Raw genomic sequence first — 17,338 nt, forward strand, 5'->3', positions numbered from 1 at the left:
CCCGTGTAGGAGCGGTCTTGCCGCTCCTACAGGTTCGCGTCATGCTTCGTCGCGTTCACGCAACAACGCCAGCCACGCCTGCGCCGCCCGCGACAGATAAGCCCCGCGCCGCCAGATGAAGGCGATGTCCCAGCGCAGATGTTCCGGCGCCCGTAACGGCAAACGCACCACCCCGGGCCGCTCCAGCGCCCGCGCGACGATCGCCGGCAGCAGCACCACGCCTTGGCCGGCCGCCACCAGCGCGGCGAGAAAGTCCGCCTGGCCGCTGCGTCCGCCTTCCCTGGGCGTGAATCCCTCCTGCTGGCAGGCACTGAGCAACCGATCGTTCAACACGAAGCTGCGCTGGTACAGCAGGAACGGCGTGTCGGCCAGTTGCGCCAGGGCGACGTCGGCTTGCCCGGCCAGTGGGTGGCTCGCGGGCAGCAGGGCCTCCAGCGGCTCGTTGCAAAAGGGTTGGTAGTCGAACGCCGGATCGCTCGGCGTCAGGCTGCCGCCCAGTTCCAGCTCGCCACTTCTCACCGCCTGCTCGACCATGCGGCTGCCGCCTTCGAGCAGTTGGATCGAGATGTTCGGATGCCGCCGCCGGTACTCGGCGAACAACCCGGCGAACAGCGCGTCGCTGCCCAGCAGCGGCAGGCCCAGGCGCAGCTCGCCGCGGGCCATCTGGCTGAGGTCGTCCAGTTCGCTCTGCAGTTCCTGGCGCTGGCGCAACAGCGCCTCGCCCCGCTCGAGGACAATGCGCCCGGCGGCGGTCAGCAGTAACTGCGAACCCTGGCGCTCCAGCAGCGGCTGGCCGATATCCTGTTCCAGCTGGGCGACCTGCTTGCTCACCGCCGACTGGCTGATGTGCAGGGTGATCGCCGCTTGGGTGAAACCGCCCCTGTGGACGACCTCGATGAAACTGCGCAGTTGTTTGAATTCCATGATCACTCGATTCCATTCTGGAATGGCTGTCAGTCTAACAATTCGCTTCTGGCCTGGGGGCGCGACTTTTACAATGGGCACGTTGTCGAGGAACCCCCGCCCATGAATCCTGCATTGCTGAAGAAAACCCTGCGCCTCTTCGCCGAGCTGGCGGTGCTGCTGGCCCTGTTCCTGATCGGTGGCCAGCTGGCCGCCTGGCTGGCCTGGCCGATCCCCGCCGGGGTGATGGGCCTGGCGCTGCTGCTGGTGCTGTTCGCCTGCGGCGTGCTCAAGCCGGCCACCCTGCAACTGGGCGCCGGCTGGCTGATGGCCGAGATGCTGCTGTTCTTCATTCCGGCGTTGATGAGCCTGCTGGACTACGGCAGTCTGCTGCGCAGCGAAGGCTGGCGCATCCTGCTGGTGATCGCGCTGAGCACGCTGCTGGTGATGGTGGTCACCGCGCTGACCGTGGAACTGGTGTGCCGCTGGAGGCTGCGCCATGAGCCTTGAACCCATGCCGCTGTTCTGGTTGGCGCTGACCCTGGGCGCCTACCTGGGCAGCCGCTGGCTGTACCGGCGCAGCGGGCGCTATCTGCTGTCGCCGCTGATCCTGGTGCCGGCGCTGCTGCTGGCGGTGGCCGTTCCGTTGCACACCGCCTACGCCGAGTACGCCCGTAACACCCACTGGCTGATGGGTGTGCTGGGCCCGGTCACCGTCGCCTTCGCGGTGCCGATCTGGCAGCAACGGGCATTGCTGGCGCGGCATTGGCCGGCGCTGCTGGTGGGCATGCTGGCCGGCAGCGTGGCCTCGATCGGCAGCTCCTGGGCGCTGGCGCATTTGCTGGCGCTGGACGAGGCGGTCAGCCTGTCGCTGCTGCCGCGCTCGATCACCACGCCGTTCGCCATGCCGGTGGCCCAGGACCTGGGCGGCGTGCCGGAACTGACGGCGGTGTTCGTGATGTTCACCGGCGTGCTCGGGGCGATGTTCGGCGGCATCCTGCTGCGTTGGTTGCCACTGCGCACGCCATTGGCGCGGGGCGCGCTGTTCGGCGTCGGCGCCCATGGCGCGGGCGTCAGCCGGGCCCAGGAGGTCGGCCGCGAGGAGGGCTCGGTGGCCGGCCTGGTCATGGTCCTGACCGGGCTGCTCAACCTGCTGGCGGCGCCGCTTCTGATGAAGTTGATCTGACCGTTCGTGCTACTGACTCGCACGGTCATCAGGCTGGCTGCCAAGGCGACTTATCACCTTCGTATAGGCTTCTAGACTGAGCCTCGACATAGAGAGCACATGTATGTGCCGAGGTGACATGCAATGAACGCAGCCTTGCCCTCTTCCGACACTTATCCACCGGGACGACCGTGATGCCACTGGCCGAGATTCCATTGTGCGTCTGGCGCACCCGGAGCCAGGGTTTCACCTTCCGGGGCCAGAGCATCCGCTACTGGACGGCAGGGCAAGGAGAGCCCCTGCTTTTGCTTCACGGTTTCCCCACGGCCAGCTGGGATTGGCACTACCTGTGGGCACCCCTGGCCCAGCGTTTTCGCGTGGTGGCCTGCGACATGCTCGGCTTCGGCGATTCGGCCAAGCCCGCGGACCACGACTACAGCCTGCTCGAGCAGGCCGATCTGCAGCAGGCGTTGCTGGCGCACCTGCACATCGACCAGCCGGTGCACCTGTTGGCTCATGACTACGGTGGCAGCGTCGCCCAGGAACTGCTGGCCAGGCACCATGAGCAGCGGCTCAAGGTGGCCAGTTGCGTGTTCCTCAACAGCGGGCTGTTCCCCGAGAGCTGCCGCGTGCTGCTGGTGCAGAAGCTGCTGCTTAGTCGCCTGGGCTGGCTGGTCGGGCGCTCGTTCGGGCGCGACGACCTGGTGCGCAACGTCACCCAGGTCTACGGCCCCTGCACCCACCCCAGCGAAAGCGCCCTGGACGACTACTGGAGCCTGATCGCCTCCAATCGCGGCCCGCGCATCCTGCACCGGCTCATCAGCTTCCTGCCCGAGCGCAGGGCCCAGCGCGAACGCTGGGTCGCGGCGCTGCAACGCCCGGGCGTGCCGCTGCGCTTCATCAATGGCGCGGTCGATCCGTTGTCCGGCGCGCACATGGTCGAACGCTACCGCGAACTGGTGCCGGAGCCGGACACCGTGGTGCTGCAGGGCATTGGCCATTACCCGCACACCGAGGCGCCGGTGCAGGTGCTGCGCCACTACCTGGCCTTTCGTGAACAACCGATGAGCTATGTGCCGCTGAAGGTCGCCTGGTCCTGACCGGGTGATCATCGCCGGGCGTTATCGGGCGGCATTCGCCACGGTGCTCTTGATTGCCCGGCCCCGGCGGCTGGCGGAGACTGCGTTGCATCCCTTCATTGCCAGGAGCCTTGAGCATGAGCGAACCAGTACGTCTGCAGGATCGAGTGGTGATCGTCACGGGGGCCGGTGGCGGCCTGGGCCGGGCCCATGCGTTGCTGTTCGCCGCGCGCGGCGCGCACGTGGTGGTCAACGACCTGGGCGGGTCGACCCACGGTGAAGGCGCCAACGCTTCGGCGGCCGACCGCGTGGTGGAGGAGATCCGCGCCGCGGGCGGTTCGGCGATCGCCAACCATGACTCGGTCACCGATGGCGCGCGCATTGTCGAGCAGGCCCTGGACACCTACGGCCGGGTCGATGTGCTGGTCAATAACGCCGGCATCCTGCGCGACAAGACCTTCCACAAGATGGAAGACAGCGACTGGGAGTTGGTCTACCGCGTGCACGTCGAGGGCGCCTACAAGGTCACACACGCTGCCTGGCCGCACCTGCGGGCGCAGAACTGGGGGCGGGTGATCTTCACCTCGTCCACATCGGGCATCTATGGCAATTTCGGCCAGGCCAACTACGGCATGGCCAAGCTCGGCCTCTATGGGCTGACCCGCACCCTGGCCATCGAAGGCCGCAAGCACGGCATCCTGGCCAACGCCATCGCCCCGACCGGCGGCACGCGCATGACCGAGGGGCTGATCCCGCCGCAGGTGTTCGAGCGGCTGCAGCCCGAGCTGATCAGCCCGCTGGTGGTGTACCTGGGGAGCGAACAGTGCCAGGACAGCGGCGAGCTGTTCGAGGTGGGCGGCGGCTGGGTCGGCAAGGTGCGCTGGGAGCGCAGCCAGGGCGTGGGGTTTGACCCGCGCGAAGGGTTCACGCCCGAGCAGGTGGCGGACAACTGGGCGCGCATTGGCGACTTCGAGGGCGCCGGGCATCCGCAGGACAGCCTGCAGGCGTTGCAGCAGATGATGGCGAACCTGCAGAAGTATCCGTTGGGTTGAACAATGCCGGGGCCGCGCTGCGGCCCTTTCGCCGGTCTTGCGAATCCTGCACAAATAAAAAAGGCCGCTGCAATCGCAGCGGCCAATCGAGACGTTAGATCAAGGAGCTTCAAAATCAACGTCGGTGAACCTGGGCGGGCCCGAAAGGCAGGGGGGAGAGCCCTTCGTGCCGGCCAGTGAGATCAGAATAAGCGCTTGATCCCGTGGGAAAAATAGCGGCTTATGACATTCACCTTTACGTTTCGGGTAAAAGTGCCAGGCGGACTATAGCCAGCCTGCGCAGTGAAAATCCGTAATGCTTTGTAAGCCCTTTCACTGATCCGCGCCGTATCCCATCCGCCAGCTGGTGGCTTGGGTGGCGGCTAGCAGGCGCCGGGCGGCCGGGCCGTGCTCGTCGGCATGGAAGATCGAGGTCGGTCCGACCACGGTCATCACCGCGGCGACCTGACCCATGGCGTTGAACACCGGCGCGGACAGCGCATCCACCCCCGGCATCAGCAACCCGTGCACATGGTGCAGGCCGCGCTGGCGGATCTGCTCCAGCAGGGGCGCATAGTCGCTCGCCTTCTGGCCCAGCGTGGCCAGTTCCTGGTCGCGCAGCTCCACGGTCTCCCGCTCGGGCAGATGCGCCGCGAACACCAGCCCGGTGGACGAACTCAGCAATGGCAGCACCGAGCCGATCTGGGTCACCACCGTCACCGCCCGCACCGCCGGCTCGATGCTCACCACGGTCGCGCCTTGGTTGCCCCACACGGCGATGAAGCAGCTTTCGTTGAGCTCGTCGCGCAGCTGCGACAGCGGCAGCGCCGCCACCTTCAGCACATCGATGCTGCCCAGTGCCGCCATGCCCACCCGCAACGCCTCGCGCCCGAGTCCATAGTGGTTGGTGGCCGGGTCCTGTTCGGCGAAGCCGCTGGCGATCAGCGCCTGCAGGTAGCGGTGAACCTTGCTCGCCGGCATGTCCACGTGCTCGGCCAGGCGCGACAACGAGGTGGAGGGGGAGAGTTCGGCCAGGGCCTTGAGGATGTCGGTGCCGACTTCCGCCGAGCGGACCTTCTGTTTGCCGTTGTCGGCGCTGCTGCTGGCTTTGGCCATGGGGGACTTCTATGCGGAATTCTTGGGGTGGCGCCTTTATAGCTTGACGCCTGCGCGCGGGCAAATTACGTTATTCGTAATCTGATTACGATAAAAACAATGCAGACGCGCTGCCGCCCCTGGTGCCGGTTTCAGGATCGGGCCCGCAGCCAGCTGCCCGCAACGGCTCCCAGCAGCCCGGAGGCACCGATGACCCGCGACACTTCCCCTGAACTCGAGTACCTGAGCGGCTTCGGCAACGAATTCGCCAGCGAAGCCTTGCCCGGCGCCCTGCCGGTCGGGCAGAACTCGCCGCAGAAAGCCCCCTACGGGCTGTACGCCGAGCTGCTGTCGGGCACCGCCTTCACCATGACCCGCAGCGAACTGCGCCGTACCTGGCTGTACCGCATCCGCCCGTCGGCGCTGCACCCGCGTTTCGAGCGCCTGGAGCGCCAGCCGCTGACCGGCGCGCTGGGTGCCATCAACCCCAATCGCCTGCGCTGGAGCCCCCAGCCGATCCCGTGCGAGCCGACCGACTTCATCGATGGCTGGCTGCCGATGGTGGCCAACTCGGCATCGGAAAAGCCGGCCGGGGTGAGCGTCTACATCTACCGCGCCAACCGTTCCATGGAGCGGGTGTTCTTCAATGCCGACGGCGAGCTGCTGCTGGTGCCGGAACAAGGTCGCCTGCGCATCGCCACCGAGCTGGGCGTGCTCGAAGTCGGGCCGCTGGAGATCGCGGTGATCCCGCGGGGCATGAAGTTCCGGGTCGAACTGCTCGACGCCCAGGCCCGTGGCTATATCGCGGAGAACCACGGCGCGCCGCTGCGCATCCCGGACCTCGGCCCGATCGGCAGCAACGGCCTGGCCAACCCGCGTGACTTCCTTACCCCGGTCGCCCATTACGAAGAGAGCAACGGCCCGGTGCAGCTGGTGCAGAAGTTCCTCGGTGAACACTGGGCCTGCGAGCTGCAGCATTCGCCGCTGGACGTGGTCGCCTGGCACGGCAGCAACGTGCCGTACAAGTACGACCTGCGCCGCTTCAACACCATCGGCACGGTCAGTTTCGACCACCCCGACCCGTCGATCTTCACCGTGCTGACCTCGCCCACCAGCGTGCACGGCATGGCCAACATGGACTTCGTGATCTTCCCGCCGCGCTGGATGGTGGCCGAGAACACCTTCCGTCCGCCATGGTTCCACCGCAACCTGATGAACGAGTTCATGGGCCTGATCCAGGGCGCCTACGACGCCAAGGCCGAAGGCTTCCTGCCCGGCGGCGCCTCGCTGCATGGGGTGATGAGCGCCCACGGCCCGGACGCCGAGACCTGCGACAAGGCCATCTCGGTGGACCTGGCGCCGCACAAGATCGACAACACCATGGCCTTCATGTTCGAGACCAGCCAGGTGCTGCGTCCGAGCCGCCAGGCCCTCGAAAGCCCACAATTGCAGGCCGACTACGATAGTTGCTGGGCCACCTTGCCGAGCACCTTCAACCCGAACCGGAGATAACCGATGAACCACACCGCCATTGCCCGCAGCTGGGTCGAGCACGCCAACGGGCACCGCGACTTCCCGCTGCAGAACCTGCCCCTGGGCATCTTCAGCCGCCCAGGGCAGGCGCCACGTTGCGGCGTGGCCATCGGCGACGCGATCCTCGACCTCGAGGCCGTGCTGGCCGCTGGCCTGTTCGACGGCGCGGCCAAGGCCGCCGTCGAGGCCACCGTCGGCGGCGCACTGAACGCCTTCTTCGCCCTGGGCCGTACGGCCCGCGTGGCCCTGCGCGAGCGCCTGCTGGCACTGCTGGACGAGGGCAGCGAGCACCAGGCTGCGCTGAAGGCAGCGCTGTACCCGGCCAGCGAATGCCAACTGCACCTGCCGGCGAAGATCGGTGACTACACCGACTTCTACGTCGGCATCGAGCATGCCAAGAACGTCGGCAAGCTGTTCCGCCCGGACAACCCGCTGCTGCCCAACTACAAGCATGTGCCGATCGGCTACCACGGCCGCGCCTCGACCATCCGTGCCTCCGGTGCCGATGTGCGCCGCCCCAAGGGCCAGACCCTGCCGGCGGGCCAGACCGAGCCGAGTTTCGGCCCTTGCGCGCGCCTGGACTACGAGCTGGAGCTGGGTATCTGGATCGGCCAGGGCAACGACATGGGCCAGCCGATCCCGGTGGGCGATGCCGCCGAGCACGTGGCCGGCTTCTGCCTGCTCAACGACTGGTCGGCGCGGGACATCCAGGCCTGGGAATACCAGCCGCTGGGCCCGTTCCTGTCCAAGAGCTTCATCACCACGGTGTCGCCGTGGGTGGTAACCGCCGAGGCACTGGAGCCATTCCGCTGCGCCCAGCCGGCCCGTCCGGAGGGTGACCCGCAGCCGCTGTCGTACCTGCTGGACAAGCGCGACCAGGCTGCCGGCGCCTTCGACATCGAGCTGGAAGTGCTGCTGCTGACCGAGCGCATGCGCGAGCAGAACCTGCCGGCGCATCGCCTGACCCTGAGCAGCACCCGCAGCATGTACTGGACCGTGGCGCAGATGGTTGCCCACCACAGCGTCAACGGCTGCCAGCTGCAACCGGGCGACCTGTTCGGCTCCGGCACCCTGTCGGGCGCCGCGCCGGGTTCGTTTGGCAGCCTGCTGGAGATCACCGAGGGCGGCAAGCACCCGGTGGAACTGGCCAGCGGCGAGGTGCGCAAGTTCCTCGAGGACGGCGACGAGATCATCCTGCGCGCCCGTTGCGTGCGCGAGGGCGTGGCCAGCATCGGCTTCGGCGAGTGCCGCGGCACCATCGTCGCGGCCAACTGAGGGGGCAGGGCGATGGAACTGTTCACCTACTACCGCTCCACCTCGTCGTATCGGGTGCGCATCGCCCTGGCGCTCAAGGGCCTGGACTACCAGGCCCTGCCGGTGAACCTGCTCAAGGGCGAACAGCGCGGCGCGGACTACCTGGCGCTCAACCCCCAGGGCCGGGTGCCGGCCCTGCGCCTGGAGAGCGGCGAGCTGCTGGTGCAGTCGCCGGCGATCATCGAGTACCTGGAGGAAGCCTTCCCCGAAACGCCACTGTTGCCCCGTGCGCCCGAAGCCCGGGCCAGGGTGCGCGGCGTGGCGGCGATCATCGGCTGCGATGTCCATCCGTTGCACAACGTCAGCGTGCTCAACCAGCTGCGTCAGTTGGGGCACGACGAGGCCCAGGTCAACCAGTGGATCGGCCACTGGATCAGCCAGGGGCTGGCGGCGGTGGAGCAACTGATCGGCGATGACGGCTTCTGCTTCGGGGCGACGCCGGGCGTGGCCGACGTCTACCTGATCCCGCAGCTGTACGCGGCCGAGCGCTTCAACATCGACCTTGGTGGTTACCCGCGCATTCGCCGGGTGGCCGCCCTGGCCGAGCAGCACCCGGCCTTCCACCAGGCCCACCCGGCGAGGCAGCCCGACACCCCCGACTGATCGCCACCGCCCGCACCTGCACTCATAACAACAAAAGACAGGGACCTTGCGATGCACAACCAGATAGCCAGCTTTCGCGCGGCGCTCGACGCGCGCCCGGTGTCACCCTACCAGTGGCGCCTGCTGCTGCTGTTGATCCTGCTGTTGGTCACCGATGGTTATGACGCCCAGGTGCTGGGCTATGTGATCCCCGCGCTGGCCCAGGACTGGGGGCTGGAGAAGGCCGCCTTCGGGCCGGTGTTCAGCGCCAACCTGCTGGGCCTGACGGTCGGCTCGCTGGCGGTGACGCCGCTGGCCGACCGCTTCGGCGTGCGCCGGGTGCTGCTGTGCTGCGTGCTGCTGTACGCCAGCCTGACGGTGCTGATGGTGTTCGCCTCTTCCCTCGACAGCCTGATGCTGGCGCGCTTTCTCTGCGGCATCGGCATGGGCGGCGCCATGCCCAGCGCCATGGCGCTGATGGCCGACTATGCGCCGCCTCGGCTGCGTACCCTGATGGTCACCCTGGCGGCTTGCGGATTCTCCCTGGGCGGCGCGGCGGGCGGCTTCGTCGCCGCGGGCTTCATCGATCATCACGGTTGGCAGGCGGTGTTTCTCGCCGGCGGCGTGGCGCCCTTGCTGCTATTCCCGTTTCTGATGCTGTTCCTGCCCGAGTCGCTGCCGCGCCTGCTGCGCGACGCCCCACCCTATGCGCGGTTGCAGCGGGTGACTGCCCGGTTGTTGCCCGGTTGGCAGATACCAGTGGCGCGGATCGCCAGCGACGAGCCGGCGGACAGCAAGCTCACCATGGTGGCGCTGTTCCGCGACGGTTTTGCCCGCCCGACCCTGCTACTGTGGAGCACCTTCTTCGTCAGCCTGATCCTGCTGTACTTCATGATCAGCTGGCTGCCGTCGCTGCTGCAGGAAAGCGGGCTGGCGCTGAACCAGGCCAACCTGGTCACCTCGCTGTTCCTGTTCGCCGGCACCTTCGGTGCCGTATGCCTGGCCTGGTGCGCCGACCGCATGGCCAACAAGGCCTATCTGCTGGCCGCCGTGCTGCTGGGGGCAGCGCTGTTCAGCGTGCTGGTCGGCCTGAACCATGATGACCCGCGCTGGCTGGTGCCCAGTGTGTTCGCCGCCGGCTTCTGCATCATCGGTGGCCAGCTGACGCTCAATGCCTTCGTCAGCAACTTCTACCCGGCCCAGGTGCGCGCCACCGGCACCGGCTGGGCCCTGGGCGTCGGGCGCTTCGGCTCGATCCTCGGGCCGCTGCTGGGCAGCCTGCTGCTGACGTTGCACATGCCAGTGGAGCAGATCTTCTTCTTCTGTGCCGTCCCGGCCGTGCTGGGAGCGTTGTTGATCAGCCGGGTGCGGGCGCCGCGGCCGCGTGAGCCGAAGGTCGCGGGCGAGGCCTTAATGGATTGAGCGCTTGGCGCTGGGCAGCTGGCCGAGGCGCTCGCTGAGTTTCAGGCGTTGCAGCGGGTCGTCAGTGAGCAACAGGGCGTGCTCCAGGTCGAAGCGTTCGGCCTGGGGGCAGTCCAGGTGCTGGTACAGCGTGGCGCGGGCCAGGTAATCGCTGACCTGCACCGGGCCCAGTTGCATGACCCGTTCGGCATCGATCAGGGCGGCCAGGTTGTTGTCGTTGCTGGTATGCAGCTGGCGCAGGTTACGCGACAGTCGCTGGAGCATCTGCCTCGGCGAAGCGCCGCGCAGGTGCTCGGCGGTCAGCGGCAACTGCGGGCCGTACTGGCGGGCGAGCAGTTCGCGGCAGTCTTTGGGGTAGAGGCGCCGGCCACCACAGGGGTCGAGCAGGTGATCGGCGCCGGGTACGCGCAGCAGGAAATGGCCGGGGAAGTTGACGCCCTCCAGCGGGATCGACAGGCGGCGGGCCAGTTCCAGGGCGAGGATGGCCAACAGCAACGGCTGGCCGCGGCGGCGCTGCAGCACCTTGTCCATCAGGGCCGCCTGCGGTCGCAACGGGTGGTATTCGTCCTGCTGGAAGCCCAGGGCGTTGAGCTGGCGTAGCAAGGGCTGGGCCAGCTCGTTGAGCGGCAGCATCGGCAGGCTGGTGCTGACGTCGCGTTGCAGTTCGTGCAGTCGGGCCAGGCCGGCTGCGGGCTCGACACTGGCGTCATGCTCGGCGGCAATCCACAGCGCAGCTTCCAGCAGGGCGACCGGCTCGCGTTCCAGGCAGGCCAGGCAGGCTTGGCGTGGGTTCATGGGACCTCTCCATCACGCTTAACTTGTAGCCCTGGCGCGGCTTTTCGTCCAGTGGTCCGTCCGTGCGGTGTCCGGCCTCGACCTGTTTATACTGGTAGGAGCACCTCTTTGGGGAGCCCGTCTATGTTCGAGCTCATGCAAAGCACCCGCGCCCAGTCACTGCACCTGTTCATCGACCCGCCCACGGGCCTGAAGGCCGTGGTGGTGATTCACAGCGAACAACTGGGGCCGGCCATGGGCGGCTGCCGCTACCTGCCCTATGCCGACGACGAGAGCGCCATGGCCGACGCCATCCGCCTGGCCCAGGGCATGAGCTACAAGGCGGCCCTGGCCGGGCTGCCGATGGGCGGTGGCAAGGCGGTGATCGTGCGTAATCCGCACGTGGAAAACCGCGCGGCGCTGTTCGAGGCCTTCGGCCGCTTCGTCGACAGCCTACAGGGGCGATTCATCACGGCGGTGGACAGCGGCACCTCGACCCTCGACATGGACTGTATTGCCCAGTCCACTCCCTACGTGACCAGCACCACGGCCTCGGGCGATCCGTCGCCCCATGCGGCCATGGGTGTGTTCGCCGGCATTCGCGCCACCTCCATGGCCCGGCTGGGCAGCGACAACCTGGAGGGGCTGCGGGTGGCGGTACAGGGCCTGGGCAATGTGGGCTACGCCCTGGCCGAGCAACTGCATGCGGCGGGCGCCGAGTTGCTGGTCAGCGACCTGGACCCGGGCAAAGTGCGCCTGGCGGTGGAGCAGTTCAGTGCCCATCCGGTGGCCCATGAGGCCTTGATCAGCACCCCGTGCGACATCTTCGCCCCCTGTGGCGTGGGGCCGGTGCTCAACGGGCAGAGCGTGATGCAACTGCGCTGTGCGGCGGTGGCGGGGTCGGCGAACAACCAGCTGACCACGTTGCAGGTGGCCGACCAGTTGGAGAGTCGGGGGATCCTGTACGCGCCGGACTACGTGATCAATGCGGGCGGGTTGATCTATGTGGCGTTGACCCATCGGGGGGAAACTGTGGGTAGCATCACCGCGCACCTGGCGCGAATTCCCACGCGGCTGACCGAGGTGTTCGCCCATGCCCAGGCAGAGAAACGGTCGCCGGCGCGGGTGGCGCAAATGTTGGCGGAGCGCTTGCTGTATGGCTGAGGGCCTGGGCGCGGGGCTTGCCCCGCGATGCGGTCATTCGGCCGCGCCACCTTCGAGCAGCTCTGCCAGCGCATCCGGCTGGCTCTTGAACGCCCGGGCGAACACATCGCGGTTCTTGGCCATGTAGATACCGGCTTCCTCGACCTGCTGTTCGCTCAGCGACGGCACGGCCTTTTGCAGCACCTCGGCCAGGCGCTCGGCCAGTTCGAGCATCTTGTCGTGACGGTCTGCTTCGGCCTTATCCATGAACAAGCGCTCCGGGTCGCGGCTGCTGCGGTACACCACTTCGACGGCCATTCATCACCTCTGTGCCTTTTTGCTGGTTGGGTTGCGGGTAACTGTATTTTTATACAGTACATCGCTCGACCATCATCCTGCAACCGCAATGATGGCCCGGCAAACTGAAAATCAGCGTAGCCCACAGGTGCCCTGCGGCAATCGGACGCCTTCCAAGACAGGGGCAGTGGCCCTTTAACTGCATGGCACAAGACCTTCAGCCGTATCTAGGAATCGAACATCGTGAACATCAAATGGGCAGAAAGACTGCGCAAAGGCCTGCACGGCTCCGCCGACTCGCTGGGCAACCTGTGCGTGGAAGCCTTCCACTACCTGGCGCTGTTCGGCATCGGCGCGATCACCGCCTATGCGGCGGTGGCGACCTTCATGGACATGCTGGGCAAGGGCGGGGTCAGCGTCGATGACATCCTGCTGCTGTTCATCTATCTGGAGCTGGGGGCGATGGTGGGGATCTACTTCAAGACCAACCACATGCCGATCCGCTTCCTGCTCTATGTGGCGATCACTGCATTGACCCGCCTGCTGATCGGCGATGTCTCGCACCACAAGGCGCCGGATGTCGGGCTGCTGTACGTGTGCGGGGGCATCCTGCTGCTGGCATTCGCCATCCTGGTGGTGCGCTACGCCTCGTACCGTTACCCGTCGACCAAGGCGCTGGATGCCAGCGGCAAGGAAGTGGACGAGGGCAAGTAGCGCTTAGTTGGCACTGCCGGCGGCAGGAAAGCGCTGCTCGCCGTGCCAGGTGCGGGTCAGGGCCGCCAGCACCTCCAATGGGTTCTGCCCCAGCTCGATGGCCAGGCCCAGGCGGATGCTGTCGATGACCCGCTGCAGGCGCACTGGGTCGTTGCGCTGGGCCTGGCTGATCAGGCGCCTGGCGACCACGCCGCTGTCGTCGGACAGGGTCAGCATGATGCTGCCGTCCAGGCGCTCGATGCTCAGGTTGACCCGGTACTCGGGGGCGAAGGCGGCGCTGATCTGATCGAAAGGGTTGTTCATGGTCGGGGTCTGCAGTGAATGACTGCAGGGGTTGACCGGAGGCGGCCGGGGTTGGTTCAGGCCCGCTGATCGGGCAACAATGAAAACGCCCGGCGCAAGGCCGGGCGTGCTTGTCTGAACCCTTGTCGGTCATGCGTCTGGATCGCTCAGTTCCAGGGCGCCGCGCTTGCTGCGCAGTTTGCCGTAGAAGTGTTCCAGCGCGTGGTTCAGCTTGCTGGCGGCGCCATCGACGGCATGTTCCAGCGAAGTGGCGGTGTGGGTCACGGAGATCGGCTGGTGGCCTTTCGGGCGAGCCTCCATCTGGCAGCGTTTGTCGTGGGGACCGGGCTTGGCGCCGTTTTCGTCACGCAGATGGACTTCAATGCGGGTGAGGTCGTCCTCGTAACGTTCGAGGCTGCTTTGCAGGGTACTGCGGACCCATTGGTCGAGACGGATGTTGCCTTCGATGTGGTTGCTGCTGTTGACCTGGATTTGCATGATTCAATCCTTATTCAGCTTGCTCGCGAGAGGCGTGCCTAGGCCACTGAGGGCGTTGGGTTTTCTGCGCCTCTTGACTCTAAAGTCAGGCAACCGACGGACGAATTCAAGCCCTTTTGCAAAATAAATTTCCTGTTGCAAATCGGTCCGCCCACAGCGATACCTGCCGATCACTGCAATCAATGATGCTGTGACACGCACTTGGCGGCCCCTAAGCTCGGGCGCATCCATTTCATCCCTCGGGAGCGCCGCATGTCCAGCAACCCTCTGTTCCAGCCCTTCACCCTCGGCTCCCTCGACCTGCCGACCCGCGTGGTCATGGCGCCGATGACCCGTACCTTCTGCCCCGGCGGCGTGCCCCACGACGGCGTGATCGAGTACTACCGCCGCCGCGCCGCCGCCGGTGTCGGCCTGATCATCACCGAGGGCACCACGGTCGCGCACAAGGCCGCCAACGGCTACCCCAACGTACCCCGTTTTCACGGTGAGGATGCCCTGGCCGGCTGGAAACGCGTGGTCGAGGCCGTGCACGCCGAGGGCGGGCGCATCGTGCCGCAGTTGTGGCATGTGGGCAGTGTGCGGCGCCTGGGCACCGAGCCGGACGCCGCGGTCCCGGGCTATGGCCCGAGCGGCAAGGAAAAGGACGGCCAGGTGCAGGTCCACGGCATGAGCCGGGAGGATATCCGCGAGGTGATCGCCGCCTTCGCCCAGGCGGCGCGCGATGCCCAGGCCATCGGCATGGACGGCGTGGAGATCCACGGCGCCCACGGCTACCTGATCGACCAGTTCTTCTGGGAAGCCAGCAACCGTCGCGATGACGAATATGGCGGTGACCTGGCCGGGCGCTCGCGCTTCGCCATCGAACTGATCCAGGCCGTGCGCGCGGCCGTCGGCCCGGACTTCCCGATCATCCTGCGTTTCTCGCAATGGAAGCAGCAGGACTACAGCGCGCGCCTGGTGGATACCCCCGAGGCCCTGGCGGCGTTCCTCAAGCCCCTGTCCGAGGCGGGCGTGGATATCTTCCACTGCTCCACCCGGCGCTTCTGGGAGCCGGAGTTCGAGGGCAGCGAACTGAACCTCGCCGGCTGGACCCGCCAGCTCACCGGCAAGCCGACCATCACCGTGGGCAGTGTCGGCCTGGATGGCGAGTTCCTGCAGTTCATGGTCGCCACCGACAAGGTGGCCAAGCCCGCCAGCCTCGAAGGGTTGCTGCGCCGCTTGCACAACCAGGAGTTCGACCTGGTGGCCGTGGGACGCGCTTTGCTGGTGGATGCCGAATGGGCGCGCAAAGTGCGGGAAGGGCGTGAAGACGATGTGCTGCCGTTCAGCCGTGAGGCGCTGACGACCCTGGCTTGATCACCAGTGGCGGGGTCTGTTCGCGGGCGGCCTGCGGCTGGCGGCAGGCGCCGTACAGGTAGCCCTCGAACTGCTCGACGATCGCCGGCCAGCCCTGGCGGCTGGCGTGCTGGCGGGCGTTCAAGCGCACCCGGCGCAGGGTTTCGCCTTCCTCCAGCAACCAGCAGGCGGCGTCGATGAACGCTGCCTGGTCCCCCGGCATGGCCAAGGCGCCACTGTGGCCGTGGCGGATATGCTGGGCGGCGGCGGCTTCGTCGTAGGCGACCACGGCCAGTCCCGAGGCGAGCGCTTCGAGCACGACGTTGCCGAAGGTTTCGGTCAGGCTTGGGAACAGGAAAAGGTCGCCGCTGGCGTAGTGCTCGGCCAGTACCTCGCCGCGCTGCGCGCCACAGAACACGGCATCGGGCAGTTGCTGTTCGAGTTGTCCACGCAGCGGGCCATCACCGACGATCACCAGGCGCAGGCGCCGCTGCGGATAGACCTTGCCCAGGGCCTCCATGCAAGGACGCAGCAGGGCCAGGTTCTTCTCCGCGGCCAGGCGCCCGACGTGTAGCACGGCAATATCGTCCACACCCAGCCCCCACTGCTCGCGCAGGGCCTGGCTGCGGCGTGCCGGGGTGAACAGGCTGGCATCGACCCCGCGGGCCATCAGGCCGAGCCGTTCGAAGCCGCGGCGCTCCAGCTCCAGGCGCTGGCTGACGCTGGGCACCAGGGTGATGGCGGTGCGCCGATGGAACCAGCGCAGGTAGTGGGTGAGCATCCGCGACAGCAGGCCCAGGCCATACTGCCCCGAATATTGCGGGAAGTTGGTGTGAAAGCCGCTGACCACCGCCACGCCCAGGCGTCGGGCGGCGCGCAGGGCGCTCAGGCCCAGCGGGCCTTCGGTGGCGATGTACAGCACATCCGGGCGCTGCCTGCGCCAGCGACGCCACAGCTTGTGCATCGACACCTCGCCCCATTGCAGGCCTGGGTAGCCCGGCAATGGCCAACCTCGGCACAACAGCAGGGTCTCGTCGTTGCCGGCCCCGTTGTCGGTGGCCTGGCGCGGGCGGATCAGTTCCACCAGGTGGCCGCGCCGGCGCAGCCCTTCGCTGAGGCGTCCAAGGGTGTTGGCCACGCCATTGATCTCGGGTGGGAAGGTTTCGCTGACCAGGGTAATACGCAGGGACGGTGTGCTCATGGGAAAAAGTCTGGGCCGCCCCCGTTTCGGGCATGTGACGCCTTTGTGACGGGTGCATGACGCCTGATTTCCGGCACTTGCATCCGTTTGAATATTTCCTTGCAAGGCACTCAAGAACCCTCGCCACGCAGCCGATGCAGAGGCATTCGACTCTATGAATTCGCTCCGGGAGAGCGGCCATGTTCAACAGCAAATTGAAGAAAGAAATCCAGCAACTGCGCGAAGAGCTGATGTCCATCGAGCAGGTCAAGAACAGCCTCGACAGCGAAATGCTGGTGCTCCAGCTCGATCCCCAGGGGCGCATCGAGTCGGTCAACGGCAACTTTGAGGCCGAGATGGGCTATCGCGCCGAGCAACTGATCGGGCGCAACATCGAGGAGATCGTGCCCGCGCATGTGAAGAAGCTCGATTTCTACCAGCGCATGAAGCAGGCCATCACCCGTGGCGAGCACCTCAACGGTGCCTTCCGTCTGCTGCGCGGCAACGGTGACGAGGCGTGGCTGCGTTCGATCCTGCAGCCGGTCAAGAACAGCGAAGGGCGCATCAAGTACTTCTCCCTGCACTCCAGCGACCTGACCCGCACCATCGAGACCTCCCGCGAGCACGAGAGCCTGATCAAGGCGCTGATGCGCTCCACCGCGGTAATCGAGTTCAACCTCGAAGGCCAGGTACTGACTGCCAACGACCGCTTCCTGCAGACCATGGGCTACAGCCTGGAGCAGGTGCGCGGCAAGCCGCACCGTATGTTCTGCGAGCCGGAAGAAGCCAACTCGCCTGGCTACCAGGAGTTCTGGAACCGCCTGCGCCGCGGCGAGTTCGTCGCCGAGCGCTTCAAGCGTATTGATTCCCATGGCCGGGTGGTCTGGTTGGAGGCTACGTACAACCCGATCATCGACGCCCACGACGTGCTCTACAAAGTGGTCAAGTTCGCCACCGTGATCACCGACCAGGTCAACCAGGAACTGGCCGT

The 17,338-nt window shown here is 66.6% G+C and carries 18 protein-coding genes and 1 pseudogene; 12 read left to right on the forward strand and 7 right to left on the reverse strand.

Annotated features, from left to right (window positions below; translation table 11 throughout):
* Positions 1 to 39: 39 nt before the first annotated feature.
* Positions 40 to 924, reverse strand: a complete 885-nt coding sequence (locus K5H97_RS04620) for a LysR family transcriptional regulator (RefSeq protein WP_028689846.1) — start codon at positions 922 to 924, stop codon at positions 40 to 42.
* 102 nt (positions 925 to 1,026) lie between these two features.
* Between K5H97_RS04620 and K5H97_RS04625 the strand changes: the two genes are divergently transcribed.
* From K5H97_RS04625 to K5H97_RS04640, 4 genes are all read left to right on the forward strand, one after another.
* Positions 1,027 to 1,413: a CidA/LrgA family protein gene (locus K5H97_RS04625; RefSeq protein ID WP_028689845.1), complete on the forward strand. Its 387-nt coding sequence runs from the start codon at positions 1,027 to 1,029 to the stop codon at positions 1,411 to 1,413.
* Positions 1,403 to 2,089: an LrgB family protein gene (locus K5H97_RS04630; protein ID WP_028689844.1), complete on the forward strand. Its 687-nt coding sequence runs from the start codon at positions 1,403 to 1,405 to the stop codon at positions 2,087 to 2,089. The genes K5H97_RS04625 and K5H97_RS04630 overlap by 11 nt, the downstream gene beginning before the upstream one ends.
* Before the next feature lie 173 nt (positions 2,090 to 2,262).
* Complete coding sequence (locus K5H97_RS04635) at positions 2,263 to 3,168, forward strand: alpha/beta fold hydrolase (protein WP_028689843.1); 906 nt, start codon at positions 2,263 to 2,265, stop codon at positions 3,166 to 3,168.
* 116 nt (positions 3,169 to 3,284) lie between these two features.
* The gene (locus tag K5H97_RS04640) at positions 3,285 to 4,199 is read left to right on the forward strand and encodes an SDR family oxidoreductase (RefSeq protein ID WP_028689842.1); all 915 of its coding nucleotides are present in this window, start codon (positions 3,285 to 3,287) and stop codon (positions 4,197 to 4,199) included.
* A gap of 312 nt (positions 4,200 to 4,511) precedes the next feature.
* Here the strand turns inward: K5H97_RS04640 and K5H97_RS04645 are convergent, their stop codons facing one another.
* The gene (locus K5H97_RS04645) at positions 4,512 to 5,294 is read right to left on the reverse strand and encodes an IclR family transcriptional regulator (protein WP_028689841.1); all 783 of its coding nucleotides are present in this window, start codon (positions 5,292 to 5,294) and stop codon (positions 4,512 to 4,514) included.
* A gap of 189 nt (positions 5,295 to 5,483) precedes the next feature.
* Here K5H97_RS04645 and hmgA point away from each other — a divergent pair, with 189 nt between their 5' ends.
* The 4 genes from hmgA to K5H97_RS04665 are packed head-to-tail and all read left to right on the forward strand — an operon-like array spanning position 5,484 to position 10,124.
* Positions 5,484 to 6,785, forward strand: a complete 1,302-nt coding sequence (hmgA, locus tag K5H97_RS04650; protein WP_028689840.1) for a homogentisate 1,2-dioxygenase — start codon at positions 5,484 to 5,486, stop codon at positions 6,783 to 6,785.
* Between the two features lie 3 nt (positions 6,786 to 6,788).
* Positions 6,789 to 8,081, forward strand: coding sequence for a fumarylacetoacetase (gene fahA / locus K5H97_RS04655; protein ID WP_028689839.1), 1,293 nt, complete (start codon positions 6,789 to 6,791; stop codon positions 8,079 to 8,081).
* Positions 8,082 to 8,093: 12 nt separating this feature from the next.
* On the forward strand, positions 8,094 to 8,723 hold the full coding sequence (gene maiA, locus K5H97_RS04660; protein WP_028689838.1) for a maleylacetoacetate isomerase: 630 nt from the start codon (positions 8,094 to 8,096) through the stop codon (positions 8,721 to 8,723).
* Positions 8,724 to 8,774: 51 nt separating this feature from the next.
* Complete coding sequence (locus K5H97_RS04665) at positions 8,775 to 10,124, forward strand: MFS transporter (RefSeq protein WP_036985932.1); 1,350 nt, start codon at positions 8,775 to 8,777, stop codon at positions 10,122 to 10,124.
* Here K5H97_RS04665 and K5H97_RS04670 read toward each other — a convergent pair.
* Entirely contained in the window at positions 10,113 to 10,919 is an 807-nt protein-coding gene (locus K5H97_RS04670) for a SirB1 family protein (protein ID WP_028689837.1), read from the reverse strand. The genes K5H97_RS04665 and K5H97_RS04670 overlap by 12 nt on opposite strands.
* A gap of 123 nt (positions 10,920 to 11,042) precedes the next feature.
* Between K5H97_RS04670 and K5H97_RS04675 the strand changes: the two genes are divergently transcribed.
* Positions 11,043 to 12,062 carry a Leu/Phe/Val dehydrogenase gene (locus K5H97_RS04675; protein WP_028689836.1) on the forward strand — a complete coding sequence of 340 codons (1,020 nt, stop codon included), beginning with the start codon at positions 11,043 to 11,045 and terminating at the stop codon, positions 12,060 to 12,062.
* A gap of 33 nt (positions 12,063 to 12,095) precedes the next feature.
* Here K5H97_RS04675 and K5H97_RS04680 read toward each other — a convergent pair whose 3' ends face one another.
* Positions 12,096 to 12,359: a YebG family protein gene (locus tag K5H97_RS04680; RefSeq protein WP_028689835.1), complete on the reverse strand. Its 264-nt coding sequence runs from the start codon at positions 12,357 to 12,359 to the stop codon at positions 12,096 to 12,098.
* Positions 12,360 to 12,581: 222 nt separating this feature from the next.
* Here K5H97_RS04680 and K5H97_RS04685 point away from each other — a divergent pair, with 222 nt between their 5' ends.
* A complete protein-coding gene (locus K5H97_RS04685) occupies positions 12,582 to 13,052 on the forward strand; it encodes a phosphate-starvation-inducible protein PsiE (protein WP_028689834.1) in 471 nt (156 codons plus the stop codon).
* 3 nt (positions 13,053 to 13,055) lie between these two features.
* Here the strand turns inward: K5H97_RS04685 and K5H97_RS04690 are convergent, their stop codons facing one another.
* Positions 13,056 to 13,355, reverse strand: a complete 300-nt coding sequence (locus K5H97_RS04690) for a DUF3509 domain-containing protein (RefSeq protein ID WP_051555641.1) — start codon at positions 13,353 to 13,355, stop codon at positions 13,056 to 13,058.
* Between the two features lie 129 nt (positions 13,356 to 13,484).
* Positions 13,485 to 13,832 (reverse strand): HPF/RaiA family ribosome-associated protein, encoded by a 348-nt coding sequence (locus K5H97_RS04695; RefSeq protein WP_023630676.1) that lies wholly within the window; start codon positions 13,830 to 13,832, stop codon positions 13,485 to 13,487.
* A gap of 252 nt (positions 13,833 to 14,084) precedes the next feature.
* Between K5H97_RS04695 and K5H97_RS04700 the strand changes: the two genes are divergently transcribed.
* Entirely contained in the window at positions 14,085 to 15,188 is a 1,104-nt protein-coding gene (locus K5H97_RS04700) for an NADH:flavin oxidoreductase (protein ID WP_028689833.1), read from the forward strand.
* On the opposite strand, the gene K5H97_RS04705 is transcribed toward K5H97_RS04700, so the two are convergent.
* A complete protein-coding gene (locus K5H97_RS04705; protein WP_028689832.1) occupies positions 15,157 to 16,368 on the reverse strand; it encodes a glycosyltransferase family 4 protein in 1,212 nt (403 codons plus the stop codon). The two genes, K5H97_RS04700 and K5H97_RS04705, sit on opposite strands and share 32 nt — an antisense overlap.
* Before the next feature lie 269 nt (positions 16,369 to 16,637).
* On the opposite strand from K5H97_RS04705, the pseudogene K5H97_RS29960 reads away from it, so the two are divergent.
* Positions 16,638 to 17,270 (forward strand): annotated as a pseudogene (locus tag K5H97_RS29960) (PAS domain-containing protein); the annotation flags it as partial.
* Positions 17,271 to 17,338 lie beyond the last annotated feature (68 nt).

It is taken from the genome of Pseudomonas mosselii (assembly GCF_019823065.1).
Classification (GTDB): Bacteria; Pseudomonadota; Gammaproteobacteria; order Pseudomonadales; family Pseudomonadaceae; genus Aquipseudomonas; species Aquipseudomonas mosselii.